The 26,100-nt window shown below is 59.3% G+C and carries 25 protein-coding genes; 17 read left to right on the forward strand and 8 right to left on the reverse strand.

The window, feature by feature from the left end; genetic code table 11:
* Nucleotides 1-49: 49 nt before the first annotated feature.
* The 3 genes from Q4577_RS01095 to Q4577_RS01105 form a co-directional block, all read right to left on the reverse strand.
* Nucleotides 50-439 (reverse strand): DUF6497 family protein, encoded by a 390-nt coding sequence (locus Q4577_RS01095; protein WP_303467077.1) that lies wholly within the window; start codon nucleotides 437-439, stop codon nucleotides 50-52.
* Nucleotides 440-534: 95 nt separating this feature from the next.
* The gene (locus tag Q4577_RS01100) at nucleotides 535-891 is read right to left on the reverse strand and encodes a hypothetical protein (RefSeq protein ID WP_303467075.1); all 357 of its coding nucleotides are present in this window, start codon (nucleotides 889-891) and stop codon (nucleotides 535-537) included.
* A gap of 46 nt (nucleotides 892-937) precedes the next feature.
* Nucleotides 938-2,470, reverse strand: coding sequence for an acyl-CoA carboxylase subunit beta (locus Q4577_RS01105; protein WP_303467073.1), 1,533 nt, complete (start codon nucleotides 2,468-2,470; stop codon nucleotides 938-940).
* Nucleotides 2,471-2,715: 245 nt separating this feature from the next.
* On the opposite strand from Q4577_RS01105, the gene Q4577_RS01110 reads away from it, so the two are divergent.
* Nucleotides 2,716-3,933, forward strand: coding sequence for a multidrug effflux MFS transporter (locus tag Q4577_RS01110; protein ID WP_303467071.1), 1,218 nt, complete (start codon nucleotides 2,716-2,718; stop codon nucleotides 3,931-3,933).
* 94 nt (nucleotides 3,934-4,027) lie between these two features.
* A complete protein-coding gene (locus tag Q4577_RS01115; protein WP_303467069.1) occupies nucleotides 4,028-5,446 on the forward strand; it encodes a short-chain fatty acyl-CoA regulator family protein in 1,419 nt (472 codons plus the stop codon).
* Here Q4577_RS01115 and nhaA read toward each other — a convergent pair whose 3' ends face one another.
* The 4 genes from nhaA to Q4577_RS01135 all read right to left on the reverse strand — a co-directional run bounded on the left by nhaA (nucleotide 5,447) and on the right by Q4577_RS01135 (nucleotide 9,159).
* Nucleotides 5,447-6,631, reverse strand: coding sequence for a Na+/H+ antiporter NhaA (gene nhaA / locus Q4577_RS01120; RefSeq protein WP_244685926.1), 1,185 nt, complete (start codon nucleotides 6,629-6,631; stop codon nucleotides 5,447-5,449).
* Between the two features lie 124 nt (nucleotides 6,632-6,755).
* Complete coding sequence (locus tag Q4577_RS01125) at nucleotides 6,756-6,998, reverse strand: YdcH family protein (RefSeq protein WP_303467067.1); 243 nt, start codon at nucleotides 6,996-6,998, stop codon at nucleotides 6,756-6,758.
* Nucleotides 6,999-7,155: 157 nt separating this feature from the next.
* Nucleotides 7,156-8,700, reverse strand: a complete 1,545-nt coding sequence (locus Q4577_RS01130) for a sodium:alanine symporter family protein (RefSeq protein ID WP_303467064.1) — start codon at nucleotides 8,698-8,700, stop codon at nucleotides 7,156-7,158.
* Between the two features lie 24 nt (nucleotides 8,701-8,724).
* The gene (locus Q4577_RS01135) at nucleotides 8,725-9,159 is read right to left on the reverse strand and encodes a universal stress protein (RefSeq protein ID WP_244685931.1); all 435 of its coding nucleotides are present in this window, start codon (nucleotides 9,157-9,159) and stop codon (nucleotides 8,725-8,727) included.
* Between the two features lie 304 nt (nucleotides 9,160-9,463).
* Between Q4577_RS01135 and Q4577_RS01140 the strand changes: the two genes are divergently transcribed.
* The 8 genes from Q4577_RS01140 to Q4577_RS01175 all read left to right on the forward strand — a co-directional run bounded on the left by Q4577_RS01140 (nucleotide 9,464) and on the right by Q4577_RS01175 (nucleotide 14,897).
* Nucleotides 9,464-10,471, forward strand: a complete 1,008-nt coding sequence (locus Q4577_RS01140) for an endonuclease/exonuclease/phosphatase family protein (protein WP_303467060.1) — start codon at nucleotides 9,464-9,466, stop codon at nucleotides 10,469-10,471.
* A gap of 70 nt (nucleotides 10,472-10,541) precedes the next feature.
* Nucleotides 10,542-11,456 (forward strand): carbon-nitrogen hydrolase family protein, encoded by a 915-nt coding sequence (locus Q4577_RS01145; protein ID WP_303467058.1) that lies wholly within the window; start codon nucleotides 10,542-10,544, stop codon nucleotides 11,454-11,456.
* Between the two features lie 71 nt (nucleotides 11,457-11,527).
* The gene (gene infA / locus Q4577_RS01150; protein ID WP_011455993.1) at nucleotides 11,528-11,746 is read left to right on the forward strand and encodes a translation initiation factor IF-1; all 219 of its coding nucleotides are present in this window, start codon (nucleotides 11,528-11,530) and stop codon (nucleotides 11,744-11,746) included.
* An 11-nt stretch (nucleotides 11,747-11,757) separates the two neighbouring features.
* The gene (locus Q4577_RS01155) at nucleotides 11,758-12,339 is read left to right on the forward strand and encodes a nucleoside triphosphate pyrophosphatase (protein ID WP_303467036.1); all 582 of its coding nucleotides are present in this window, start codon (nucleotides 11,758-11,760) and stop codon (nucleotides 12,337-12,339) included.
* Entirely contained in the window at nucleotides 12,336-13,355 is a 1,020-nt protein-coding gene (locus Q4577_RS01160; protein ID WP_303467034.1) for a ribonuclease E/G, read from the forward strand. Before Q4577_RS01155 ends, Q4577_RS01160 begins: the two co-directional genes overlap by 4 nt.
* On the forward strand, nucleotides 13,352-13,534 hold the full coding sequence (locus Q4577_RS01165; RefSeq protein WP_303467032.1) for a DNA gyrase inhibitor YacG: 183 nt from the start codon (nucleotides 13,352-13,354) through the stop codon (nucleotides 13,532-13,534). The genes Q4577_RS01160 and Q4577_RS01165 overlap by 4 nt, the downstream gene beginning before the upstream one ends.
* Nucleotides 13,535-13,658: 124 nt before the next feature.
* Entirely contained in the window at nucleotides 13,659-13,979 is a 321-nt protein-coding gene (locus Q4577_RS01170; RefSeq protein WP_303467031.1) for a hypothetical protein, read from the forward strand.
* Nucleotides 13,980-14,111: 132 nt separating this feature from the next.
* Nucleotides 14,112-14,897, forward strand: coding sequence for an inositol monophosphatase family protein (locus Q4577_RS01175; RefSeq protein WP_244685943.1), 786 nt, complete (start codon nucleotides 14,112-14,114; stop codon nucleotides 14,895-14,897).
* 105 nt (nucleotides 14,898-15,002) lie between these two features.
* Here Q4577_RS01175 and Q4577_RS01180 read toward each other — a convergent pair whose 3' ends face one another.
* A complete protein-coding gene (locus Q4577_RS01180) occupies nucleotides 15,003-16,016 on the reverse strand; it encodes a zinc ABC transporter substrate-binding protein (protein WP_303467028.1) in 1,014 nt (337 codons plus the stop codon).
* Between the two features lie 84 nt (nucleotides 16,017-16,100).
* Here Q4577_RS01180 and Q4577_RS01185 point away from each other — a divergent pair, with 84 nt between their 5' ends.
* From Q4577_RS01185 to Q4577_RS01215, 7 genes are all read left to right on the forward strand, one after another.
* Complete coding sequence (locus Q4577_RS01185) at nucleotides 16,101-16,613, forward strand: Fur family transcriptional regulator (RefSeq protein WP_244685948.1); 513 nt, start codon at nucleotides 16,101-16,103, stop codon at nucleotides 16,611-16,613.
* A complete protein-coding gene (locus Q4577_RS01190) occupies nucleotides 16,610-17,413 on the forward strand; it encodes a metal ABC transporter ATP-binding protein (protein WP_303467026.1) in 804 nt (267 codons plus the stop codon). Before Q4577_RS01185 ends, Q4577_RS01190 begins: the two co-directional genes overlap by 4 nt.
* A complete protein-coding gene (locus Q4577_RS01195) occupies nucleotides 17,410-18,213 on the forward strand; it encodes a metal ABC transporter permease (protein ID WP_244685953.1) in 804 nt (267 codons plus the stop codon). The genes Q4577_RS01190 and Q4577_RS01195 overlap by 4 nt, the downstream gene beginning before the upstream one ends.
* Before the next feature lie 144 nt (nucleotides 18,214-18,357).
* Nucleotides 18,358-19,641, forward strand: a complete 1,284-nt coding sequence (locus Q4577_RS01200; RefSeq protein ID WP_303467024.1) for a ferredoxin reductase family protein — start codon at nucleotides 18,358-18,360, stop codon at nucleotides 19,639-19,641.
* A gap of 24 nt (nucleotides 19,642-19,665) precedes the next feature.
* Nucleotides 19,666-23,310, forward strand: coding sequence for a cytochrome c (locus tag Q4577_RS01205; protein WP_303467021.1), 3,645 nt, complete (start codon nucleotides 19,666-19,668; stop codon nucleotides 23,308-23,310).
* Between the two features lie 14 nt (nucleotides 23,311-23,324).
* Nucleotides 23,325-24,509 (forward strand): OmpA family protein, encoded by a 1,185-nt coding sequence (locus Q4577_RS01210; RefSeq protein WP_303467019.1) that lies wholly within the window; start codon nucleotides 23,325-23,327, stop codon nucleotides 24,507-24,509.
* Nucleotides 24,493-26,100 carry a caspase family protein gene (locus tag Q4577_RS01215; RefSeq protein WP_303467016.1) on the forward strand — a complete coding sequence of 536 codons (1,608 nt, stop codon included), beginning with the start codon at nucleotides 24,493-24,495 and terminating at the stop codon, nucleotides 26,098-26,100. Before Q4577_RS01210 ends, Q4577_RS01215 begins: the two co-directional genes overlap by 17 nt.

Genomic DNA, 26,100 nt, shown 5'->3' on the forward strand with positions numbered 1-26,100 from the left:
GCAAACGCCGTGCGGGCCTGGGCGCGAGGCCCAAGATATAGTGGAGACATCAAAACAACTCCCAGATGCAGGTGTCATCAGCAATCGAATAGGACTCGAAAAACTGGGTTATCTCGGGGGCAATCGTGCCCAATTCCATTGGCGCAGAGCTGATCGAGACGATGATCCGGTCGGGCGCGATGGCGCGGGCGCCGATTTCCGGCAGGGCGACGGTGTTGCACAGCAATTCCATATCGGCAAAAACCGATTCTATATCACTGGACACCGCATCGAGGTCGGGGGCGACAAACCGGGCGCGGAACATGTGTTTCGGGGCGTCAGGTTCATCCAGAAATTCCAGCAGATAGACGGGCTGGCCCGAAGGCACGTTCAGCGCGACGGGGCTGGTGGTTGCGCCCTGGGCCATCGCTGTGGTTGCCATCAGTATCGTAAGGGTCAAGTGGCAGCCCCACCACCGTTTCCGGTCTCCTCCCGGTGGAGCTGCGCGGCGTTCAGGTCCCCCTCGCGCCGCAGAATTCTTGACATGGGTCAAGGTCATAACACATCTTTCCGCTGCGTCAACCTGGCCGATCTCTGCCAGCGATCCCGCAGCGCGGAATCGTGCAGCAACCCGTCCAATTGCGCCTCTGTGCGGGCCTTGGGAAAGCGGCTGGTGACGGCACCGCCCGCTGTGACCAACAGCCCGTTGTCGTTACGCTCTACCCGGACCGCAGGGGCGAAACCGCGCAGGTTTTGCAGCAGGCGCCACATATCCTGGCGGATCATCTGGGCCAGCGGCAACATGCGCAACGCCGGGAATGCGGCCTGGGCAGACAGGTCAAACCGTGCGGTTGGCAGGCGTGACAGGGTCAAACCCTGTGCGTCCCGCGTGATATGCCAACCTTTGCTCACCTGTGTGCTTCCTTCTTTGCGCTTTTGACGGAAAAATACCCCCGCATTACAGCGGGATATTGTCGTGCTTTTTCCATGGGTTGGTCAGCTTCTTGTTCCGCAGCCCGGCAAAGGCGCGACTGATGCGCTTGCGGGTCGAATGCGGCATGATGACCTCGTCGATGAAACCGCGTTCGGCGGCAACAAACGGATTGGCAAAACGGTCTTCGTAGTCTGCGGTCCGCTTGGCGATCTTGTCCTTGTCGCCCAGTTCCGACCGATACAGAATCTCTGTCGCGCCCTTGGCGCCCATCACCGCGATTTCCGCTGTTGGCCAAGCATAGTTCATATCACCGCGCAGGTGTTTCGACGACATCACGTCATAGGCGCCGCCATAGGCCTTGCGGGTGATCAGCGTGACCTTGGGCACCGTCGCCTCGCCATAGGCAAACAGCAATTTCGCGCCGTGTTTGATGACGCCGCCGTATTCCTGTGACGTGCCGGGCAGGAATCCCGGAACATCCACCAGCGTCAGAATCGGAATTTCAAAGGCATCACAGAATCGGACGAATCGCGCGGCCTTGCGCGACGAATCAATGTCGAGACAGCCGGCCAGAACCATGGGTTGGTTGGCAACGACTCCCACGGTCTGGCCCTCAAGCCGGATAAAGCCGGTGATGATGTTCTTGGCGTAATCTTCCTGGATCTCGTAAAAATCGCCTTCGTCCGCGACCTTCAGGATCAATTCCTTCATGTCATACGGCGTGTTGGCGTTTTCCGGCACCAGCGTATCCAGGCTGTGATCCAGCCGGTTCACATCGTCAAAGAATGGCCGCACCGGGGGTTTTTCACGATTGTTGAGCGGCAGAAAGTCGATCAGCCGACGAACTTCGGCCAGGGCCTCGACATCGTTTTCAAATGCGCCATCGGCGACCGACGATTTCTTGGTGTGGGTCGATGCCCCGCCCAGTTCCTCTGCCGTCACCTGTTCGTTGGTGACGGTTTTCACCACATCGGGGCCGGTGACAAACATGTAAGAGCTGTCGCGCACCATGAAGATGAAATCGGTCATCGCCGGGGAATAGACAGCGCCACCGGCGCAGGGGCCCATGATGACGCTGATCTGGGGCACGACGCCAGAGGCCAGCACGTTGCGTTGAAAGATCTCGGCATAGCCGGCCAGCGCATCAACGCCTTCTTGAATGCGGGCGCCGCCGGAATCGTTCAGGCCAATGACCGGCGCACCGTTTTGCACCGCCATGTCCATGATCTTGCAGATTTTTTGCGCATGGGTCGCGGAGACCGACCCGCCAAGCACCGTGAAGTCCTGGGAAAAGACATAGATCATGCGGCCATTGACCGTGCCCCAGCCGGTGACAACGCCGTCGCCTGCGGGCTGGTTGTTCTGCATGTCGAAGTCGGTGCAGCGGTGGGCAACAAAGGTGTCGTATTCTTCGAAACTGTCTTCATCCAGCAAAAGCTCAATCCGCTCGCGCGCGGTCAGTTTGCCCTTGGCGTGCTGTGCGTCGATGCGTTTTTGTCCGCCGCCCTGACGGGCATTGGCGCGGCGATCTTCGAGTTCCTGAAGAATATCTTTCATGCGATGGCCCCTTGTGCTGTCGGGGTCACAATACTGCGGCGCAGCGACGTTACAAGAAGAACATGGAATATTTGCAAATCAGGTCATGTGAAAGCCAGAATATTTGCAAAGTGTATCGGGTGGGCGCTGTGCTATGGTCCAATGACCCCATGCACATCTAATGTGCGCGCCATAGCAGGCAAAATTTGCTCAAATTCCCGGCGCTCTGCATGGACAGGGTAAATTGTGCCGCGTAGGAAATTGCCATGATTGAAAAACCAGATGTGCGTTTCCTCGATCGCACGACCCCGCCCCATATCGCGACCCTGATCATGCTTGCGGGCATGGCGGCGCTTGCCATGAACATTTTCCTGCCGTCGCTGCCGGGGATGACGGCCTATTTCGATACCGAATACCGTTTGATGCAGCTTTCGGTTGCGATTTATCTTGCGGTGAATGCCGGTTTGCAGCTGATCGTTGGTCCGCTGTCGGACAAGGTCGGACGGCGGCCGATCATCCTTGGCGGGCTGTCGATTTTCGTGGTGGCGACGCTGGGCTGTATCTTTGCGCCAAATGTGACGGTGTTTTTGATTTGCCGGATGGCGCAGGCGGTTGTGGTTGTGGCGATGGTGCTCAGCCGTGCGGTGGTGCGCGATATGGTGCCACAGGATCAGGCGGCGTCGATGATCGGGTATGTCACCATGGGCATGGCGGTTGTGCCGATGATCGGGCCGATGATCGGTGGGATTCTGGATGAATTCTGGGGATGGAAGGCGTCGTTCTGGCTGTTGTTTGCAACCGGTCTGGCGACGCTCTGGCTGGCGTGGCGCGATCTGGGAGAGACCAAGATGCGCTCCGGCCAGACCTTGTGGCAGCAGTTCGGTGATTACCCCGAATTGTTCCGCTCGCCGCGGTTCTGGGGGTATGCTTTGGCGTCGGCGCTGTCGTCAGGGGCCTTTTTTGCCTATCTCGGCGGGGCGCCGTTTGTCGGGTCCGAGGTGTTCCACCTCGAACCGGCGATGCTGGGCCTGTTGTTTGGCGCGCCGGCGGTGGGTTACTTTGCCGGTAATTTCATGTCGGGACGGTATTCGGCGCGGATCGGCGTGAACCGGATGGTGCTTTGGGGCTGCATGATCAACACGATTGGTGTGGTCATGTCGCTTATTGTATTCTCCCTTGGCCTTGGCTCCGCGCTCAGCTTTTTCGGGTTCATGGTCTTTGTGGGGCTGGGCAACGGGATGACCATTCCCAATGCCACCGCCGGTACGCTTTCGGTGCGTCCGCATCTGGCGGGCACGGCAAGCGGTCTGGGCGGGGCAATCATGATTGGCGGCGGGGCCGGGCTTTCGGCGTTGGCCGGGGCCTTGTTGAAGCCGGGCACCGGACCTTGGCCGCTGCTCTGGATCATGCTGATCACCGGTCTGTGCGGCATGGCGTCGATTCTCTATGTCATCCGGCGCGAAAAGCGGCTGGGGCTGGTGTAACCGGCACGGGCGCGGTGTGTTTGGCGCGCGGTGGCTTGCTCAATCGGGTTTGCAAATCTAGTCTTGGGTAAAAGCAAACCCGCAAAGGCACCCCATGGCGATCCAGAAACTTTACGCCGGCGCAAAGCTGCGCGAAACCCGGACACGTCTGGGGCTGACGCAAAAGGATTTCGCGGCCAAATTGGGCGTGTCTCTGCCCTATCTGAACCAGATGGAAAACAACAACCGTCCGGTCAGCACAACGGTGGTTCTGGCGCTGGCACAGGAATTCGGCTTCGATGTCACCGAGCTGAATTCCGGCGACGCCGAGCGGTTGGTGTCCGACATGCGAGAGGCGCTGGCCGATCCGGTGTTCAACCGTGACGATGCAGGCGCGCCACCGCTGGCCGATCTGCGCCTGACGGCCTCTAACGCGCCGGCCTTGGCACGCGCATTCCTGGAATTGCACAGCGCCTATCGCCAAACGCACGAGCGGCTGGCCTCGCTTGATGCGGCTTTGGGGCACGAGGGCGGCGGGCCGAAACTCTCGCCTTGGGAGGAGGTGCGGGATTTCTTCCACTATTGCGACAATTACATTGATGCGGTGGATCGGGCCGCAGAGCATTTCGCCAGCTCATCCGCAGAAAGCTATGGTCAGGCAAATGTGCCCGGCGCGGCAGAGGCCTGGTTGAAGGGGCAGGGGATCAGGGTTCGGATTGCCGATACCGATCGGCTGCGCCATTTTGACCGGGAGGCGGGGATCGTCACGCTTTCGGATCGGGCGACGCCCGAGACCCGGAATTTCCAGCTTCTGTTTCAATTGGCGATGCTGCAACAGGGCAAGCTGCTGAATGCCACATTGGATCTGGCGCGGTTCCAATCCGAAACCGCGCGTGACATCGCCCTGCTGGGACTGGCAAATTATTTCGCGGGCGCGGCGATGATGCCGTATCGCCCGTTTCTCGCCGCAGCACAGGAGACACGCCACGACCTGGAACGTTTGGCGACGCGCTTTGGCGCATCCATCGAACAGGTGGCGCACCGGCTCTCAACGCTTCAGCGTCCGGGGGCCAAGGGGGTGCCGTTCTTTTTTGTGCGGGTGGATCAGGCCGGCACGATCACCAAACGCCATTCCGCCACGCGGCTGCAATTTGCCCGCTACGGTGGGGCCTGTCCGCTGTGGAATGTGCATCGTGCCTTTGAAACGCCGGGGCGGTTTTTGCGCCAGTTGGCGGAAACCCCGGATGGCGTGCGCTATATCTCGATTGCGCGGGACATTTCCAAAAGCGGCGGGCGTTATGGCGCGCCGCTGCGCCGGTATGCCATGGCATTGGGGTGCGAGGTCGAACACGCAGATCAATTGATCTATGCCGACGGGCTTGATGTGGCGCAGGACATTGCGTTTGAACCGATCGGCATTTCCTGCCGGATCTGTGAACGCACCAATTGCCATCAACGCGCCATACCGCCGTTGGAACAAAGGTTGCAGATCCAGCAGGACAGCCGCGATGTGCTGCCCTACGGGATCGAGTGATCAGGCGGCTTCGGCCGCCTCTTCCGGGGTGTTGGCGGCGGCCAGAATCAGCGCCACATAGCCAATCACACCAGATACCAGCGAGCCGGACAGAACCCCGAGACGCACGTCGTTCATCAGGGCGGGATCCGCAAAACTGAGCGAGCCGATGAACAGCGACATGGTAAAGCCGACCCCGGCCAGACAGCTGAGACCGTAGATATGCAGCCAGTTTGCGCCATGTGGCATCCGCGCCACACCGGTTTTCACCAGCGCATAGGTCACGCCAAAGACGCCCACCTGTTTGCCGACGATCAAGCCCAGGGCAACCCCAAGCGGCAGAGGCGCCAGCAGGTCGGAAAAGCTCATCCCTTGCAGGACGACACCGGCATTGGCGAAAGCAAAGATCGGCACAATCATGTACAGCACATAAGGCGTCAGACCATGTTCCAGCGAATGCAGCGGGCTTTTGCCCCATTTGTCCGTGAGCGGGATACAAAAGGCGGTGATCACCCCGGCCAGCGTCGCGTGAACCCCGGATTTCAGCACGAAATACCACATGATCGCGCCCAGAAGCAGCGCCGGTGCAATGCGGTGCGCGCCCTTCAGGTTCAACATGATCAGACCCGCCAGCGGCAGCAAAGCAAGGTAGAGGTAATCAACCTTCAATTCCGCAGTATAAAACAGGGCGATGATGATGATGGCCCCAAGGTCATCAAGGATGGCCAATGTCAGCAAGAACACCTTGAGCGACGAAGGCGCGCGGCTGCCGACCAGCGCCAGAATACCAAGCGCAAAGGCGATGTCGGTGGCCGCCGGAATGGCCCAGCCCCCCAAAGTAAGCGGCGAATTCCAGTTCAGCGCCACAAACACCAGCGCGGGCAATGCCATGCCGCCAATCGCCGCCGCACCCGGCAGGATCACGTCGCGCGGGTTCTTCAGCTTGCCTTCCAGCATCTCGCGCTTGAGCTCGAGGCCGATCAGAAAGAAGAAGACGGCCATCAACCCGTCGTTGATCCAAAGGATCGCAGGTTTTTCCAGACCTTCGCCGTTCACCGTAAGCGACAGTTTTGCATTCAGGAAAGCATCATAGGCCCCGGCCAACCCGGAATTCGCAACGATCAACGCGGCGACCGCCGATAACATCAACAGGATGCCCCCCGATGCCTCATGGCCAAAAAAACGGTCAAGCGCGCGCAACAGCATAGATACCTCCGGAAAAGATTATGATTTCCGTTGGATATGTCGCTGCTGCACGCGGTTTCAATGGCTGTCAGGCTCGTGGTGGCGTGCTTCTGTCTGCCTGTGCCGGTTTGCCGCAGTGTGGCGGCTATCCGGCCTTGGTCATCAGGGCATAAATCTCGTCTTTCAGGGCCGCGCGCTGTTTGCGCAATGCGACCTCGGCCAGTTCCTCGACCGGTTCGATATTGGTTTCGGCCCGGTGCACGGCGCGGTTGATGTTGTGATATTCATCGGCCAACCGGGCGAAATGTGCGTTTTCGGTTTTCAGCGCGTGCAGCTTGTCGGCGTGTTCCGGGAATTCCTCGGCCAGTTCATGCGGCGTATGTGTCATTGGGACACTCCTTTGGTTGCTTTGCACAACAGCCTTAGGTGCGCGCATGGCGGCCTGCCTTGATCCGGATCAAACTGGCGAAGAAACCACCGACAAAAACAAAAGGGCCGGGCGCATGACACGCCCGGCCCCCTCAATTTCTTAAGGTCGGTTCAGATCAATTGTATTTCTTGATCTGACCGGATTTCAGTCGGTTCATATAGCTGTTCATCTCGCCCTTGACGATTGGCATCAGGAAGTAGAGCGCAAAGATGTTGACCACAGCCATGGCAAAGATCGCCGCATCCGAGAAGTCGATGACCGGGCCAAGGCTGGCTGCGGCACCAATCACCACGAACAGGCAGAAGATGATCTTGAACACCAGTTCGGTGGTTTTGCCTTCGCCAAACAGGTAGGTCCAGGCTTTCAAGCCATAATAGGACCAGCTGATCATGGTCGAGAAGGCGAACAGGATCACGGCAATCGCCAGGATGTATTTGAACCAGCCAAACGACGACGAGAACGCCGCAGAGGTCAGCGCCACACCAGAGTTGCCGTCAACCGTTGCAATGGCTGTGCCAGCTTCGTTCAGCATGTAAAGGCCGGTTGCCTCGTCGATCACAAGCTGCTGGGTGATGATGATCACCAGCGCGGTCATGGTGCAAATGACCACGGTGTCGATGAAGGGTTCCAGCAAGGACACAAAACCCTCGGTGATTGGTTCTTTGGTCCGCACCGCCGAGTGGGCGATCGCCGCCGAGCCAACACCCGCTTCGTTCGAAAACGCCGCGCGTTTGAAGCCCTGGATCAGCGCACCAACCATACCGCCGGCCACGCCGAGACCGGTAAAGGCACCTGCGAAGATCTGGCCAAAGGCCCAGCCAATCATGTTGGCGTTCATCAGCAAGATGACGACAGCGGTGGCGACATAAAGCACACCCATGATCGGCACGATCTTTTCCGTCACGCTAGCGATGGATTTCAAACCACCAACGATCACGGCAAAGACGATACCGGCAAAAACAACGCCGGTGATCCAGCCGGGGAAGTCCCCCACGACGTTTGTGATCTGCGCATGTGCCTGGTTTGCCTGGAACATGTTGCCGCCACCAAATGCACCAAGGATACAGAAGATCGAGAACATGACCGCCAGGATCTTGCCCCCCGGAAGGCCGCGTTCAGAGAAGCCTTTGGTCATGTAATACATCGGGCCACCGGACACGGTGCCATCGGCGTATTCATTGCGGTATTTCACGCCAAGGGTACATTCGGTGAATTTCGACGCCATGCCAAGAAGACCCGCAAGGATCATCCAGAATGTGGCGCCCGGTCCGCCGATGCCGACCGCAACCGCCACACCGGCGATATTGCCCAAACCAACAGTGCCCGAAAGCGCGGTGGCCAGCGCCTGAAAGTGGCTGACCTCGCCCGCGTCATCGGGATCGGAATAATCCCCTTTGACCAGCTTGATTGCATGGCCGAACGTGCGGAACTGTACAAAGCCGAAATAGATTGAAAAGACCGTCGCGGCGATGACCAGCCACATCACGATCCAGGGGAAGGAAGTGCCCGGAAAGGGGCTGAAAATGAAGCTGACGAACCAACCGGTCGAATTGGCGAAGATCTGGTTGACCTTCTCGTCGATGGATTGCGCAAGCGCGGGGGCCGCTGAAACCAGCGTGCCCGCAACCGCCAGACCGGCGGTTTTTGAAATGGATGTCATGGTGATCCCTGTCGTTGGTTATTGTTATGGAACGATTGTGACCGGGGCCGGTGCGGCCTGGGCCAGAGATCCGGCAACAGAGCCAAAGAGACGTGTCTCAAGCTCGGAATGGCCGGTGCGTCCGATCACAAGATGCGAGGCTTCTTCGGCCTGGGCTATCTTGATCAATGTTTCGGCAATATGGCCGTACTTCAGGATGGTTTTGACCTCGACGCCGCTGTCTTTCAGCGTGGCGACCAGGGGGGTAAGCAGCGCGGTATCGGCGCGTTGCAATTCTTCGTTCCGGCGTTTGTGACGCTCTTCCAGCTCTGTTGGAGTCAGAAAGGAATAAGGCGACCATTCCAGCACATGGGCGATCACGATGGTCTTGCCCTGTGCGCTTGCGGCTTTTACCGCAAAGTCGACAGCCCGTTGCGAGCTTTCGCTGCCGTCATATCCGACGACGATTGTTGAGGCCATGTCAGTTTCCCTTTTGTTTTTGACTGTTTTGTTTTGACGGTCATTATTGTTTGCTGTCCCTATCCTGGACATTTGTTCACCCTAGCAAAACAACCGCAGGCAGTTTTGCGTTAATTCGTCTGATTGGAGTGTAAAACGACCGAAAATTCTACATTTTTCATGCCAAATGGGAGATTTTTCCTATTTTGCGGATTCCGGGCAGGAAAACTTCCGGGCCTTGATGGGTCGAATGCCCGTGGTGATTTGGTTGCAAGGGACCGTTTGGGCGGCGATAGTCCGGGTGATTTACCGGGCCGGGGGCGCCATGCGCATTGCAACCTATAATGTCGAATGGTTTGACGCGCTGTTTGATGACGCGGGACAGTTGTTGGCTGATGACGGCCGATCTGCCCGCCATGGCGTCAGCCGCCGTGACCAGTCCGAGGCGCTTGGCATCGTGTTCACCGCCCTTGATGCCGACGCGGTGATGGTGATCGAGGCGCCCGACAGCCACCGGGGCCGGGATGGGGTGCGCGCGCTGGAGACCTTTGCCCAAACCTATGATCTTCGGTGTCGCAAGGCGGTGATTGGATTCACCAACACCACACAGCAGGAAATCGCCCTGCTTTATGACCCGGATGTGCTGACCGTGCGCCACGACCCGCAGGAGACCGCGCAAACACCGCGATTCGATACCGACTTCGAGATTGATCTGGACTTTGACGCCCGGCGCGACCGGGTGAAATTTTCCAAACCGCCGCTGGAACTGGCGGTTGAGACACGTTCGGGCCAAAACCTGCGTCTGATCGGGGCGCATCTGAAATCCAAGGCACCGCATGGCGCCAAAACCCGCGATCAAGTGATGCGGATTTCGATTGCCAACCGCCGCAAGCAATTGGCCCAGGCGATCTGGTTGCGGCAAAGGGTGGTCGAACATCTGGAGGCGGGCGACAGTCTGATGGTGATGGGGGATCTGAACGACGGGCCGGGGCTGGATGAATATGAGGAATTGTTCGGCCGCTCCTCTGTGGAGATCATCCGTGGCGAAGATCGCGAAGGGCCGCGGCTTTTTGATCCCAATGCCAATATCGCGCTGCAACGCCGGATTGGCGCAGTGCCGACAACCGCGCGATTCTATATCAGCAACGAAGACCGGTATCTTCAGGCGCTGCTGGACTATATCTTTGTGTCACCGGATCTTTTTGCCAAACGCCCGAGCTGGCGTATCTGGCATCCGTTCAATGATCCAACCTGTTGGCGCACGCCGGAGCTCTGCGCGGCGCTGGTGGCCGCGTCGGATCATTATCCGGTGACGATGGATATCGAGATGTAAGAGGGGGCGCTGCCCCCGTCCCCAAGGGGACCCCCCGGGATATTTTTGAACAGAAGAAGGACGGACCCGCGTGAAAATTGCCAGCGCAGCCTATCAGATGACGTTTTTGCAGTCCTGGGCGCAATATGAGGACAAGATTGCCGCCTGGGTGTCCGAGGCCGCCGGGCAGGGGGCGGATCTTTTGCTGTTTCCCGAATATGGCGCGATGGAATTGGCCACCTTGGCCGGGACAGAAGCCGCGGCCGATCTGGAGCGGTCGTTGCATGCGGTTGCCGAGCGGGTGGCAGATGCGGATGCGGTACATGCGCGGCTGGCAGTGGAACATGGGGTTCACATCTGTGCGGCGTCGGCACCGGTGTTTGACCCGGAGATTGCGGGCGGTATGCGACCGGTGAACCGCGCGCGTTTGTTTGCCCCGTCCGGCAAAAGCGGGTTTCAGGACAAACAGATCATGACCCGGTTTGAGCGCGACCCCTGGGGTGTGGTTGGCGGCGCGCCTGTGTCGCTGTTTGACACTGATCTGGGGCGGATCGGCATCTTGATCTGTTACGACAGTGAATTTCCGCTTTTGGGGCGGGGATTGATGGCGGCGGATGTTTTGTTGGTGCCGTCCTGCACCGAGGCGCTTGCCGGATATTGGCGGGTCAGGATCGGGGCCATGGCGCGGGCGTTGGAGAATCAATTCATTGTGGCCATGGCCAGCACGGTGGGGGACTTCCCCTGGAGCGAGGCTGTGGACACCAATGTCGGCGCGGGCGGCGTATTCGGTCCGCCGGATACCGGTTTTCCAGCGACCGGGGTCCTGGCGGCGGGGACGTTGAACGAAGTCGGCTGGACATATGCCGATGTGGCGGTTAATGCAGTCGCTCAGGTGCGCGAGACTGGCGTCGTCGCCAATCGTGCACATTGGATTGAGCAAGGCTGCGATGCCGAAACAAGTGTTCCCATCGCCACTTTGCGTGATCTTCGCGTAGATACCCCTTGAAAAACGGGCCGCAAGCGCCCATTTAGGGCGCGCCCGGTCCTAGCACCGGGGCTAACAATCAAGGAGAGACCATGGCCAAGGAAGAGATGCTCGAATTTCCCGGTGTCGTGAAAGAACTTCTGCCTAATGCGACGTTTCGGGTCGAGCTGGAAAACGGCCATGAGATCATCGCACATACGGCAGGCAAGATGCGCAAGAACCGCATCCGTGTTCTGGCTGGCGACAAGGTGCAGGTTGAAATGACACCTTATGATCTGACCAAGGGTCGGATCAATTATCGTTTCAAATAATCGGTTTCCCAGTGAGATTCATCCTGGGATCGGGAAGCCCCAGACGGCGCGAGCTTCTGGGGCTTTTGGGTGTGACGCCGGACGATATCCGCGCGCCGGATATTGACGAAACGCCGTTGAAGGCCGAACTGCCGCGGCCCTATTGCGCCCGTATTGCACGGGAGAAGGCAGAGGCCATGGATGTGGCGGTGGATGAAGTTGTGCTGTGTGCCGACACCACCGTGGCCCTTGGGCGCCGCATCATGGGTAAACCGGCAGATATGGCCGAAGCCGCAGAGTTTCTGACCAAATTGTCAGGGCGACGCCATCAGGTGATCACCTCTGTGGCGGTGCGTACCGCGACCGGGTTCTGGCAAAAGGACGTGGTCAGCGCAGTGCGGATGAAACGGCTCTCGGATCTGGAACTGAACGCGTATTTGCAGTCAGGTGATTGGCAGGGCAAGGCGGGCGGTTACGGCATCCAGGGCATGGCCGGTGCATTTATTCCATGGATTTCAGGATCTTATCCCGCCATTATGGGGTTACCTCTGGCGGAAACCGCCGGACTTTTACTGGCTGCGGGCTATCCGCTTTATCGTGAGGTGGCGGCATGAAAGGCCGGATGATTGTTCTGGACTCCTATGAGGGTCGTGAAGCGGCGGCATTGATTGTCGATGGGCGGCTTGAGGATCTTTTGATTGATGGCACGGCGGTGCGCCCCGGCGCCATCTACCGCGCCAAGGCCGATCGCCCGATGAAAGGGCAGGGCGGCATGTTTCTGTCCACCCCGGATGGCGCGGTATTCCTGCGTCAGGTCAAGGGGTTGAAGCCGGGCGAGCCGCTTTTGGTGCAGGTCACCGGCCATGCCGAATCGGGCAAGGCGGTGCCGGTCACGCAGAAACTTTTGTTCAAAAGTCGCTATGCGATTGCCACGCCGGGGGCGCCGGGGCTCAATATCTCGCGTCAGATCCGCGACGAGGATACCCGCGATGCCCTGTTGGAGCTGGCGCATGAGGCGATGCCGGACCGGGACATGGGGCTGATCCTGCGGTCGTCCTGTGCCGAGGCGGATGCAGAGGATATTGCCGAGGACATTCTGGCGGTGCTGGATCTGGCGCGCAGCGTGTTGGCCGATGCCACCGGAGAGCCGGAAAAGCTGACCGAGGGGGACGGGCCGCATGTTTTGGCCTGGCGGGAATGGGTCGAACCGGCAGATGTCGAGACCGAGCCCGGTGGGTTCGAACGGCTGGGCGTGCTGGACCAGATTGACGCGCTGGCCGGGGATTCGGTGGCCCTGCGCGGGGCGGGACATATGTATGTCGAAACAACCCGTGCATTGGTTGCGGTGGATGTGAATACCGGTGGCGACACCTCGCCTGCGGCTGGGCTCAAGGCCAATCTGGCGGCGATGCGCGATTTGCCGCGGCAATTGCGCCTGCGGGGTTTGGGCGGCCAGATCGTGATTGATATGGCGCCGATGGCGAAAAAGGACCGGCGGGTCGTGGAAACCGAACTGCGACGCGGATTGAAAACCGACAGTGTGGAAACCACGCTGGTGGGGTGGACCAATCTGGGCCATTACGAATTGCAACGGGCCCGTGTGCGCAATCCGCTGGCGGAAATCAGATGAATTGCCCGATGTGTCAGAACCCGGCGGACCCGAAATATCGGCCGTTTTGTTCGAAGCGCTGTGCGGATCTGGATTTGGCGAAATGGTTGAATGGATCTTATGCCGTGCCGATGCAGGAAGAAGACGAATTCAGTGATTCCCAAAGTCCCGTGGATATTCCCCCGACCAAGCCGCACTAGCGTCAAAGCCGCAAAACCCGGAAAAATCAGGCGTTTGTGCAGGCTTCCGTTGACTTGGCGCGCGAACTGCGTAGCCTTTGGCTAGAATATCAAATAACGATTGCAATCAAATACGGGGGACATCATGAATTTCAAATCGGCACTGCTGATCGCGGGTTTTATCGGTCTTGGCGCGTCTCCGGCGCTGGCCTGGGGCGACATGTATATGGGCGATGGCACCATGCGCGCCGGCCAGAACCTGGTTTATCCTTATCCGGGTGTGGCCAATTACTGTCCTGCCGGGCTTCAGCCCGTTCTGGCCAATGGCGAGATCTGCTGTGGCAAGCCAAATACCAATGCCAGCTATTACAATGCGCCGTCGCACAAGAAGAAGCGGCACATTAAAAAGACCTATACGCCACGCGCCTATGCGCCGGTTGGTGAAAAAGGTGTGTACTACAAGTAGGCCGATACGGCCTTGGCAATGCCCGTCGGGCCGCGTATATGCGCGGCCTGATGTGTTTTTACGCCCAGGTATCAGGGGCGTGTTATTTCCGTGTCCGTTCCGTCGGACCACGACCGCCCAAGGAGCCCGATAATGCAAGGCAGCGCCAATCTCAACATCATGCTGAAAACCGCGCGCAAGGCGGGCCGGTCGCTGACCAAGGATTTCCGCGAGGTCGAGAACCTGCAATCTTCGTCCAAAGCGGCGGGTGATTTTGTTACCAAGGCCGATCTTGCGGCGGAACAGATCATCAAGGAAGAATTGATGTCCGCGCGCCCGACCTATGGGTTTTTGGGCGAAGAAGGCGGCGAAACAGCAGGGCAGGACCCGACCCGGCGCTGGATCGTCGATCCATTGGATGGCACGTCGAACTTTCTGCATGGTCTGCCGCATTGGGCAGTGTCCATCGCGTTGGAGCACAAGGGCCAGATCGTGGCGGCGGTGGTGTTTGATGCCGCCAAGGACGAGATGTTTTTTGCAGAAAAAGGCTCGGGTGCCTGGATGAATGACACCCGCATCCGTGTGTCGGACCGCAAGCGCATGAACGAGGCGCTGTTTGCCACGGGTGTGCCGTTTGGGACCCGTCGGGGCCTGCCGGAAACCCTGCGGGATCTGGGCCGTCTGATGCCGGTCTGCGCCGGTGTGCGGCGCTGGGGTGCGGCGGCGCTTGACCTCGCTTATGTCGCTGCGGGCCGCTATGATGGCTATTGGGAGCGTGAGTTCCACCTCTGGGACGTGGCGGCGGGTATGTTGATCGCGCGCGAGGCCGGGGCGCTTGTCGATACGGTCCAACCGGGCGGTGACCCGCTGGCGGATCGCAATTTGATCTGCGCCAATGATCTGATTTTCAATCAATTTGCCAAGGCGCTGCGCGGCTGAAGCCAATCGGTTCCTGCGTGCTGAAACAAAAATGCCTCTGCTCGGATACCGGGCAGAGGCATTTTGGTTTTTAGGCGTCTTTCGCGCCGGGTATCGGACCCTGGTCTATTTGGCCAAACACTCGGAAATGACATCCGCCATGGAGGTGATCAGAGTGGGATAGAAATCCGGTCCCAGATCCAGCTTGCTGCCCAGCGGGTCCAGAACGCCGATCTCTGCATCCGTGGATTCAGCCAGTGTTTCGATCAGGCCGGTTTCAAACTGTGGTTCGGAAAACAGGCAAAGGACGCCTTCGGCGGCGATCCGGTTTTGCAGATCCCGAATGCGGCCCGGCCCCGGTGCAGCGGCGTCACCTTCGGCCACGGTGCCAACCGTGTGCAGGTCAAACGCGGCCTCAAAGTAGTGATAGGCATCATGAAACACCAGGAAAGGTGCGTCGTGATGGGGGGTGAGCTTGGCCTCGGCATATTCTACGGCCGCGTCAATCTCGGTCGCGGCTGCCGTTGCATTGGCGGAATAGATGTCGGCGTTTTCGGGATCGCGCGCCGCAAGGTTTTCCGCAATGACGGTGACCCAGTATTTGGCATTGGCCGGAGAAAGCCAGCTGTGCGGGTCATTTGGCCCGTGATCATGGCCATCATGGCCGGTATTTTCTTCGTGTTCTTCGTGTTCTTCGTGTTCTTCGTGTTCGTCTTCATCATGTTCGTGCTCGTCATGGTCGTCATGCGCGTCTTCTGCATGATCTTCCCCATGGTCGTGATCATGATCGCCGAATTCTTCGTCGTCGCGGAATTCCAGAATTTGCGTCCCCGGCAGGGCGTTCAGATCCAGCGCTTCGGCATCGGCCAGCACATCCAGAACGCGATCCATCCAAGGCGCAAGATCGGGGCCCATCCAAAGCACCAGATCCGCCTGTTCCAGCCCACGGGCCTGCGACGGACGCAGCGCAAAATCATGCGGCGAGGCACCGGGCGGCACAATCAGATCCGGCGTTCCCACACCCTGCATCACGCGGGCGGCAAGCCCATGCACCGGGGCAATGTCGGTCACAACCTTTGGCACGTCGGCCATTGCAGGCATGGCAAAGAAAGTCAGGATTGGCAGGACGGTTTTTTTCATTAGCATGTTACCTTATAACGTTCGCGACTTGATACATGTCATAGTATAACCTATCAAGCGCCAATTCTTGGAAAGGCCCACGCAATGAAGCCAGTTGGTTTCCATCAGCATGACCACGAAACCTGCAAATCCGGCGGGATCACGTCGGCTGTGGATTATTGTGAAACGCGCGGGTTGCAGTTTACCCCGGTGCGGCGGCGGACGTTGGAAATCCTGCTGCATGAACATCGTGCGATGGGGGCCTATGATCTGCTTGAGGTTCTGGGTCGCGAAGGGTTCGGATCGCAGCCGCCGGTGGTTTACCGTGCGCTGGAGTTTCTGGTGCGTCACGGTTTCGCCCACAAGATCGAGCGGCTGAATGCCTTTGTCGGCTGTGTGCATCCGGGCGCGGACCATGCGCCGGCCTTCTTGATCTGTCGCCAGTGTGACGCTGTTGCCGAAACCCGGGCGCGTCCGGCCATGGCGCTGCTGGGGGATCTGGCGGGCGAGGCTGGGTTCCGGGTGGAACGCGCGGTGATCGAGGCCGAAGGCCTGTGTCCCAATTGTCAGGAGCCCGCCAATCCGGGCCCTGAAAGCCGGGGAAAAGACCCGAAATGACATTGCTGCAAATGCAGGGTATGAGCGTCCGCCACGGTCAGGACCCCGCCCTGAGTGACGTGAATTTTGCGATCGAGACCGGTGAGATCGTCACAATTGTTGGCCCCAATGGGTCTGGCAAATCCACCATGCTGAAGACGATGATTGGCGCGGTGCGCCCGTCTTCTGGCCGGATTGACCGTCAAAAGGGGCTGCGCATCGGCTATGTGCCGCAAAAGCTGCATATTGATCCGACGTTGCCGTTGAACGTCGACCGGTTCCTGTCTTTGCCCAACCCTGCGTCTCGGGCAAAACGTGATGCGGCGTTGTTGCGCGCGGGCGTTCCCGATCTGGCGATGCGCCAGATGTCCGGCCTGTCCGGTGGCCAGCTGCAACGGGTTCTGCTGGCGCGGGCCATCCTGCACGAGCCGCAATTGCTCTTGCTGGACGAAGCGACGCAGGGCCTGGATCAACGCGGCTCTGCCGAATTCTATCGCCGCATCGAAGAGGTGCGGCGCGATCTTGGCTGTGCTGTGGTGATGGTCAGCCATGAATTGCATGTGGTGATGAGCGCATCTGACCGGGTGATTTGTCTGAATGGCCATGTGTGCTGTGAAGGCCGCCCGGAGGTCGTGGCCTCGGCCCCGGAATACCGCGCGCTGTTTGGCAGCGGCACCGGCGGCGCATTGGCGCTTTATCGTCATGAACATGATCATGCCCATGACAGTGATCACCATCACGACCACCAACATGGCAGCGATTGCATCCATGACCATGGCATTGGTCAGGACCACAACCATAAACACGGGGTCACGGAATGAGCCTGTTGGATGATTTTCTGGTCCGGGCCGTGTTGGCCGGCATAGGCGTTGCCCTGGCGGCTGCACCTTTGGGCTGTTTTGTGGTCTGGCGGCGCATGGCCTATTTCGGCGATGCAACGGCACATGCCTCGATCCTTGGGGTGGCACTGGCGCTGGCGTTTTCTGTCTCGCCGCTGATTGGCGCGCTGGTGGTGGCGCTGGTGATGGCCAGCTGCGTCACCGCGCTGTCCGGGCGCGGATTTGCCGTCGACACGATGCTGGGCGTTCTGGCGCATTCCTCTCTGGCCTTTGGTCTGGTGGCGGTTTCACTGCTGGACGGGGTGCGCATTGACCTGATGTCCTATCTGTTTGGCGATATTCTGGCGGTCGGGCGTGACGATCTTCTGGTGATCTGGGGCGGGGCTGCGGCGGTCATCGGGTTGATGGTCTGGCGCTGGCAGGCGCTTTTGACCGCGACGCTGAGCGATGAATTGGCCTGGGCGGCCGGGTTCAATCCGAAACGGGAACAAATGGTGCTGACACTGGCGCTGGCACTGGTGGTTGCAGTGGCAATTAAGGTCGTCGGGGTATTGTTGATTGCCGCGATGTTGATCATTCCCGCAGCGGCGGCGCGGCCATTGTCGCACACACCGGAACGGATGGCGGCAATTGCCGCTTTGGTCGGGGCCGGCGCGGTGATCGGCGGGATGCAATTGGCGCTGACGCTTGATTCTCCGACCGGGCCAACCATCGTCTGCTGTGCGGCGTTGTTGTTTGCCGCCAGTGCCGGATTGGCGCTTGTACGGGGCAGGGATTCCTGACCCCGGATAGCAAAAGCCGGTTTCAAAGGTATGGTATTCCTGACAATTCCCGACTTTTGCCGTCATAAAGATTGACTTTACGGCAGGCATTCCGTGATCTTGGCCTAGGTTATTTTCAGGCTGCCACGGAGATTGTCCCGCAATATGTTTTATGTCCTCGTCTTTCTTTTTGGCGTTTTCTTTCCCAGCGGATTGGTTGTTATTGCTGCGGGAAATGCCAGCGCGCAAAGTGTTGCCGCGCTTTGCGCCGGGGCCAGCGGCTATTCCTTGATGGCGATCAACCTGTTTTTGGCAACACGGCCCAGATTTCTGGAGCCGATGATTGGCGGGCTGGACCGGATTTACAAACTGCACAAATGGACCGGCATTTCGATTGTGGCTTTCATCCTGTTTCACGAAGGTGTCGGCATGGATCTGGAGGGCCAGATCGTGGCCACCGGCCTTGCGAAAACCGCCGTGGATGTGGCCGAAATCGTCTTTCCCATTCTGCTGGCCCTGATCCTGGTCAGTTTCTTCAAACGGCTGCCGGCGGCGATCACCCGGCGGGTGCGGTTCCTTAACCGCGATCTGATCCCCTATGGCCTGTGGCGCTGGACGCACCGTATTCTGGGGCTGTTGTTCATCGTGCTGACCGGGCATCAGTTCTTTGTCAAAGTGCCGTTCGACATGAATGCAATGGCGGCGCAATACCTGAACTTCATGGCGGTTCTGGGAATTCTCAGCTTCTTGTGGACCCAGCTTCTGGCGCCGTATCGCCGCCGCCCCTATGACATCACCAAGGTCGAACATCATCCCGCCGCCACGATCATCGAGGCCAAGCCGCGCGGGCGGGGCGTGCGGCCGCGCCCCGGGGCCTTTGCGGTGATTTCGATCAAACGCATGGGCCTGCGCGAACCACATCCCTTTACCATTTCCGGCACCGGCCCCAAGGGCGAGGTGCAGTTTTCGATCCGGGGGCTGGGGGATTATACCCGCCGTCTGCGTGATCTGGTGAAGGTGGGCGACAAGATGACGGTGGAGGGTGGCTATGGCCGCTTCAACTATGCCAAGGGCGAGAAGGAACAGCTCTGGGTTGCGGGGGGGATTGGCATCACGCCCTTTCTGGCCTTTGCCGACAGTTTGACAGCAGACGAGACCCGAACCATCAAATTGGTGTATTGTGTCAACAAACCGGAAGAGGTCGTCGGTCTCGACCGATTCCGCGCCGCTGAAAAACGCTGCCCCGGGTTTACGTTGGATCTGCATATCAGCAAGTCCGACGGACGTTTGACCGCCCAGGTTCTGGCGGACAAGGTCGCATTCGATCTGACACAGGCCGGGTTTTGGTTTTGTGGCCCTGCGCCCATGCGCAGCGCGCTTGTTTCGGGACTGAAGACGTTGGGGAAATCCCCGCGGTCGGTCCATTTTGAAGAATTCGAATTTCGGTAAAAGGACATCGACATGAGACATCATATGACACTCGGCCTCGTCCTTGGCGTATTTGCCACTGCATCCTGGGCGCAAACAGGCGCGTTGTTCGAGGCGGGCGCCTATGCGGATTACCAACCGGATCTGGAAAACGGCAGGACGATGTATTACGCGGCCGGCTGTGCCACCTGTCACGCGGTGGACGGTGATGACACAATTCTGGCGGGTGGTCAGGAAATGTCGACCCGATTTGGCGAGCTTTATGCCCCGAACATCACCCACCACAAGGCTGCGGGAATTGGTGACTGGAGCAATGCCACCTTTTTGAATGCGGTCCTGCGCGGCACGTCACCCGATGGCGATAAATATTTCGGTGCGGTGTTTCCCTATCCGTCTTATGGCCGGATGAGGCCGGAAGATGCGCTCGACATGAAGGCCTTTATGGCAGAGCTGCCCACCGCAGATGCCAAAAGCCGCGAGCATAATATTTCCTACATGAGCGAATTTGTCCTCGACAAGTTTTCGTCGTCACGCGGGCCGCTGACCGCTGTGTCCGATCCGCAAATGGCGCGTGGGCAATATCTGGTCGAAGCGGTCGGCCATTGCGCCGAATGCCACACGCCGCGCGATACCGGGTTGGGCTTCAAATACGAATTGGACAACACCCGCGCCTATGAAGGCGAATTTGGCCTGCTTGGGGAATATGCGCCGGACATCACCGCCGACCGGCTTGCCAAATTTCCGATGGAAAATTTTGTGATTGGCGCGCTGACCGAGGCCAAGAAGCTGAACGGCAATCCAATGACATCGCCGTCGATGCGGCGGATTGCGCGCCAGACCGCGCAACTGGCCAGCGCGGATCGCGCGGCGATCTATGCCTATCTGTCTGGCACCAATGTGGATGTGGAAACCCTGCCGGGTGGAAACAAGGTGACGCCGCCCATCGTGATCAACACCCCAGCCGATGAAACCGACACGCCCTCTGGCGGTACGGATACGCCGGTGCGCGTGGCCGAGGCCGACCCGATCCCCGATCATCCCGTGGTCGAAGAGGTCGCAGAGGAGAGCGGCGAAGATGTGATCGAGGATCACACCGGTGCCGAACGGCTGATGAAACGCGTCGAGGCCTATTGTGAATCTACCGAGCCGCTTGAACCGGTGATGCCGCCGCCCGCCGAAACGGCCGAGGCCCCGGCCGCCCCGAAAACTGCGCCGCCCGCTGCGGTCGCGAAAAAAGGTGTCGATCCGCAATTGGTGGCGGCGGCTGATCAGATCATCGAAGATTATTGTCGCGCCTGCCACGCGCCGGGCAAGACCTATAACGGGGTGTTCCCGACCGGCGATATTGCCGACATGAAGTTTGACGACCGAATCCTGATCCCCGGCAACCCCGAAAAGTCGCCGATTTATGAATCCGTGGCCGCCGGTCGGATGCCCACCGGCAAGAAGATGAGCAAGGACGAGCTGGAGGTGCTGCACAAGTGGATCGTGGCGCTTGGCGAACCAGAGATGCCAGCGGCAGCCCCCGCACCGGCGCCCGTTGCCGAAGCGTCCGGGTCGGACAGAGTACCGGTGCCGCCGGTGGCCGCCGTGCCGCACGAAGAATTGCCGCCGCCGCTGTTTGCCGGCTTCTCGCGTGAGGAACGCATGCTGGCCATCGCCCGCGACATCAATGATGTGGAAAAACGTGACCGGCAATATATGCGGTATTTCACCTTTGCGGAAATGCCGCTGGCCGAGGTCGATTGTGGCGCGGTGGGCGCGCTGAAAAATCCGATGCATTACATGCATGCCGGTTTCAACAAGCTGATCAATTCAATGTCCAACGGTCGCAGTGTGGTGCCGGTGCATCCGGTGCCCAACACCGAAGGTGCGGTGGTCCGCATTGATCTGCGCGACTATGAATGGACCTTTGATGACTGGCTGTCGCTGTCGACCGGTGTCTTTACGGAAGAGGTCGAAAACGCCGATTTTGACGAAGAGGCCTGGGAAGATCTGGCCAGCGTCTATCCCTATGGCGTTGATCCCGCCTATGATCCGCTGCTGAAAACCGTGGCGGATGCCACCGGGGCTTTTGTGCCGATCATGCGGGCCGATTGGGTGGCGCGGTTTGCGTCGCAATCGCCCTATTACGACATCCTGCTGGATCTGACCGCCGATATTCGCGACATCGAAGACCGCATTGGCGTTGATGCCGATCGCGAGATTGATGAATTGCAGGTCATTCGCGCCGGCATGTTGCCGGGATCGTCCGGCGTGTCGGATCACAACCGGATGCTGGAGCGGTTCGATCTGCCGCGGGATGGCTATTACTGGAAGTCCTATGACTTTGCCGGCAGCCACGGCGAGCAATCGCTGGAGCTTCACCCCGATGGCCCAAAAGAGCTGGCGCGCACGCCCTCTGGCACGTCACCGTTCGAACATGACGGCGGTGAAATGATCTTTTCCCTGCCAAATGGATTGCAGGGTTACTACCTGTCCACCAACCTTGGTGAGCGACTTCTGGTCGGCCCGGCCTCTATCGTGTCGTTCCGCACCAAACCAATCGGCAAAGGTGTCGAGGTGGTCAATGCGCGGTCCTGTTTTGATTGTCATGACAATGGCATGATCAACAAAAAGGACGAGGTCCGCGATGCGCTGATGTCGTCACAGCGTTTCTCGCGTGATGAACTGGAGGTGCTGCTGGAGCTCTATGTCGAAAATGACGAGCTGGACGAATATTATGCCCAGGACCGGGCTTCGTTCCTGTCGGCATTGGCAGAGCTGAACGCCACCAGCATGACCGCCGGCGGTCAGATGGCCAGCCTGCGGGCGCCGAATTCGGTCGGTGGAGGCGAGATTGTCACCTATTTGGCCGACATGCATTTCCATGCGCTCGACGTTCGGCAATTGGCCCGCGACTTCTATCTTGATGAAGACACTTTCCGCGTCCGGGCTCGCCAGATGGGCGATCCGACCTTGACGGTTGTGGTCGGGGACTGGCTGTCGCGGCTTGATGCGGGTGGCAAGATCCAGCGCTCGGAAGTCGAGAAATATTATGCCGATATTCTGGAACGGATGACCGACCTGCGCCCCTATCGCCCGGCGGAAAGCTATGCAGAGGTCAAACACGAACCAGAGGAATACGCCGAAGGCGCTCTGGAAAAAGAGGTTGAAAAAGCGGTCGAGGAAGTCGTCGAAAAAGAAGACGTTGTTTACAAACCGGCCGTGACCGAACCGGTGAAATATGCCCCGCCCGCCGAAGAGGCCAAGAAGGACAAGCTGACGCTGGCGATCCATGTGGACCAGAACGATTACTACATCGACGACCTTCTGGAATTCACCATCGAAGCCAGCCACAAATGCGAGTTGCAGATGTTCTATGTCGAAGAAAGCAAGAACATCGAGGAACTGCCAGGCGCGCTTTTGGGGCCACAATTCCTTGAGGCCGGTGAAAAGCGCAAAATCCCCTACGAAGGGTCGGGTCTGCGCATTCGCTTTGACGAACCGGGCAAAGGCGAAACCATGTTGGCCTATTGTCGGATGGGCGGATTGGGCGACCAGAAAATGACCGCCGAGGGCGCGTTGGACTATGCCAAGTCACGTTTCCAACCGCTGACCCGTGGCATTGCCATCGAAGCCGCCGAACGCGTTCAGGAAGATGGCGGTCAAAGTGCCACCAATCACGTCACATTCGAAGTCTTCGAGTGAAGGAGGGTTCAACGATGTTACGCACCACACTTTTTGCAGCTCTCCTGGCCACGACGGTTCTGCCGGGGGCGGCCTTTGCCGCAACCTGTTCCGACGGTTTGAAAGCGCTGCGCGATACCTATGCGGCGGGCAGTGTCGATGACATTCTGGCGGCGGTTTCAACCCTGCGGACGGGCGGTATATGCAACCAACGAACAGTGACCCGCGCAACGGCACAGGCGTCGGGCGTTCTGGCCAGCCGCGCGGGGCGCTTTGTGGCGCAGGGCGATCTGGCTGCGGCCGAGGCGGTTCTGGAACGTGTGCCGGGGCTGCATTGGTCGGTGCAGGCGGTGCGGGCCGATATTGCCGCAGCCAGAGGCAACCGGGATGAAGCCGCGCAGCTTTATAATGCGGCGCTGGATACGATCACCGATCCGGCGCTGACGCCACCGGATGAACGTCTGGTGCCGGTGGCCGAACGTTTGGCGCGGCTGGCACAGGAAAACATGATGCTGGCTGGCACGCTGGACAGCACGATCACCCGCGGTGGATCGCCCAGCGGCGTCCTGAAAAGCGCGGTGCGCGGCATCGCCATCGAATCCTATGGCGATGAGGTCGGCGGCGGTGGCGCAACCGACCACGAGGAGGTGCACGAAGCGCCCCCGAAAGAGGAAAAAGGCTTTGAAGATCATGCCGAGGTGATCAAGGAAGATCACGTCGACGTGCCGGAGATCAAAGAAAAGCCGCCAGAAAAAGAACCCGCAAAAGAATCAGTAAAAGAAAAGGTGGTACACGAAGATCCTTATGCCAGTGGCAAGAAAGAGGATTACGCCGTGGCCGACGGCGCGGCCAAGGCGGTGACAACCGTGTTCTTGCCAATCAAATTCGGGTCAAACTCCGATCATCTGGACGACAAGGCCGCGTATGAGGCCGATTATGTCGGCGCCTTTCTGAAGGCCAACAAGATCAGCGAAATCACCCTGATCGGTCACACGGACGAGCGCGGGTCGGACAGTTATAACCTTGATCTGTCTTATCGTCGGGCCCAGGCCGTGCGCGACTACCTCACCCATTACCTCGCGACCTATGACGCCTATACTTATATTCATATCGACGGCAAAGGCGAACGCGTTCCGCCCAAACTGTCGGACCCTTACCTGTATTCGATTGAGGAGCGTCAGGCGATTGCCCGGCGAGTGGAGCTTGTCCTGCACAAATAAATTGCGGGCTGCGGCCTGTGTCATTTCATTGTCCCTAGGGGCCGCTCCTGCGGTCCACGCGGCGCAATATGCCATGGTGGTGGGGGTGGATGATTACCGTGCTTTCAGCCCCCATCCCGCGCCCGCAGGCGAGCTTTCGGATCTGCAAGGGGCGGTGAACGATGCCCAACGCATTGCCAGCGCGATGCGCCGGGTGCGGATCAACCTGCCGGACGAGCGGCTTTTGATCGACGAACGTGCCACGGTCGAGGCTTTTCTCGCGGGCTGGCGGTCGATGATCGCCGAAGCGACGCCGGGGGACACGCTGATCGTGACCTTTTCCGGCCATGGCGGGCAAGAGGTGGAAAATTCCGAACCTTTTGACGAGGTGACGGACCACAAAGACGAAACCATCATGTTTTATGAATTCGACCCGAAAAATCCGCGGGTCGGGCGATTGAATGATGATCAACTGCGCCAGATCCTGGCCGAAGCCGCCGCCTATAACGTGATTTGGGTGATGGACAGTTGCCATTCCGCCGGTCTGACCCGCAAGGTCGACACCGGGGCGATAGGGCTGACGCGCAATGGTGGGGTGTGGGACACCGGTATTGATCCGCTGGAGGATGAAATCATCGCCGAAGAGGGCGACGATGGCAGTGATGAACTGGCCCATGTCACCCAGATCCTTGCGACCGCCAGCGAAGAAAGATTGGTGACGGAAACCCGGATCGACGGCAAACAGCATGGCGCGCTGTCGTGGTTCTTTGCCGAGGCGATCACCGGCGCGGCGGACACCAACAACGACGGCACAATGACCCGCGCCGAGATGGCCGATTATCTCGATGATCGGGTGTTTGCGCATATGAAACAGAGCCAGCAGCCCCGCATTCTGCCACGGGGGGATGCGCATGCGTTGCTGTCCTTTGCCGAACCCGCCGCAAAGGCGCCTGAGCCGGAACAGCCCAAGGCCGGGGATCCGCCACGCGATGCGGTGGCTGTCAGCTTTGATGGCCCCCCTCCGCCGGGATTGAAAGACGGCAGCTATTATGTGGTCAATGCATCCCCCGAACTGTCGTTCAGGGATTTGGGCGGCGGGCGGTGGGATGTGTTCAACCACACCGGCGACCGCATCACCACAATCACCGGTGATGCCAGCCGCATGGTCGCCCGCACAAAGGCGCTGCGCCATATCCTTGCCTCGAAAAAAGCGTCGCGCGCGGCGGTCGGGGTCAAAGCCGGGCAGGACCACAGCCTTAATCCGGTTGGGGCATTTGTGAATTTCACATTCACCCCGCCCAGTCGCGAGCTGCGGTATCTGACGTTGTTCAACGTGGCCAGCAATGGCGCGCTGCAATATCTTCATCCGCTGAAACCTTCGGGTGATGATCAGGTCGGACCGCGCGGCTTTCCGGTGCGGTTTCGGGTGACCGAACCCACCGGCGAGGATCAGTTGGTGGCAATTTTCTGTAGCCGCCCGCCGCTGGATCTGCGCCGGATGCTGGACAATTTCAATGCCAAGACAGTGCCCGATGATGACACGCTGCCGTCGGTTCTGGCGCGCGGCAGCTGTCAAACCGGGGTCATTGGCCTTTATACAGAGGATGGATAG

Source organism: Marinovum sp. 2_MG-2023, assembly GCF_030548265.1.
Classification (GTDB): Bacteria; Pseudomonadota; Alphaproteobacteria; order Rhodobacterales; family Rhodobacteraceae; genus Marinovum.

Bases quoted from the DNA above. Each gene is read 5' to 3' on its own strand.
- Q4577_RS01105 (WP_303467073.1), bottom strand. From the start codon at position 2,470: ATGAAAGATATTCTTCAGGAACTCGAAGATCGCCGCGCCAATGCCCGT.
- Q4577_RS01110 (WP_303467071.1), top strand. From the start codon at position 2,716: ATGATTGAAAAACCAGATGTGCGTTTCCTCGATCGCACGACCCCGCCC.
- Q4577_RS01115 (WP_303467069.1), top strand. From the start codon at position 4,028: ATGGCGATCCAGAAACTTTACGCCGGCGCAAAGCTGCGCGAAACCCGG.
- nhaA (WP_244685926.1), bottom strand. From the start codon at position 6,631: ATGCTGTTGCGCGCGCTTGACCGTTTTTTTGGCCATGAGGCATCGGGG.
- Q4577_RS01125 (WP_303467067.1), bottom strand. From the start codon at position 6,998: ATGACACATACGCCGCATGAACTGGCCGAGGAATTCCCGGAACACGCC.
- Q4577_RS01130 (WP_303467064.1), bottom strand. From the start codon at position 8,700: ATGACATCCATTTCAAAAACCGCCGGTCTGGCGGTTGCGGGCACGCTG.
- Q4577_RS01135 (WP_244685931.1), bottom strand. From the start codon at position 9,159: ATGGCCTCAACAATCGTCGTCGGATATGACGGCAGCGAAAGCTCGCAA.
- Q4577_RS01140 (WP_303467060.1), top strand. From the start codon at position 9,464: ATGCGCATTGCAACCTATAATGTCGAATGGTTTGACGCGCTGTTTGAT.
- infA (WP_011455993.1), top strand. From the start codon at position 11,528: ATGGCCAAGGAAGAGATGCTCGAATTTCCCGGTGTCGTGAAAGAACTT.
- Q4577_RS01160 (WP_303467034.1), top strand. From the start codon at position 12,336: ATGAAAGGCCGGATGATTGTTCTGGACTCCTATGAGGGTCGTGAAGCG.
- Q4577_RS01165 (WP_303467032.1), top strand. From the start codon at position 13,352: ATGAATTGCCCGATGTGTCAGAACCCGGCGGACCCGAAATATCGGCCG.
- Q4577_RS01170 (WP_303467031.1), top strand. From the start codon at position 13,659: ATGAATTTCAAATCGGCACTGCTGATCGCGGGTTTTATCGGTCTTGGC.
- Q4577_RS01175 (WP_244685943.1), top strand. From the start codon at position 14,112: ATGCAAGGCAGCGCCAATCTCAACATCATGCTGAAAACCGCGCGCAAG.
- Q4577_RS01180 (WP_303467028.1), bottom strand. From the start codon at position 16,016: ATGAAAAAAACCGTCCTGCCAATCCTGACTTTCTTTGCCATGCCTGCA.
- Q4577_RS01185 (WP_244685948.1), top strand. From the start codon at position 16,101: ATGAAGCCAGTTGGTTTCCATCAGCATGACCACGAAACCTGCAAATCC.
- Q4577_RS01190 (WP_303467026.1), top strand. From the start codon at position 16,610: ATGACATTGCTGCAAATGCAGGGTATGAGCGTCCGCCACGGTCAGGAC.
- Q4577_RS01195 (WP_244685953.1), top strand. From the start codon at position 17,410: ATGAGCCTGTTGGATGATTTTCTGGTCCGGGCCGTGTTGGCCGGCATA.
- Q4577_RS01200 (WP_303467024.1), top strand. From the start codon at position 18,358: ATGTTTTATGTCCTCGTCTTTCTTTTTGGCGTTTTCTTTCCCAGCGGA.
- Q4577_RS01205 (WP_303467021.1), top strand. From the start codon at position 19,666: ATGACACTCGGCCTCGTCCTTGGCGTATTTGCCACTGCATCCTGGGCG.
- Q4577_RS01210 (WP_303467019.1), top strand. From the start codon at position 23,325: ATGTTACGCACCACACTTTTTGCAGCTCTCCTGGCCACGACGGTTCTG.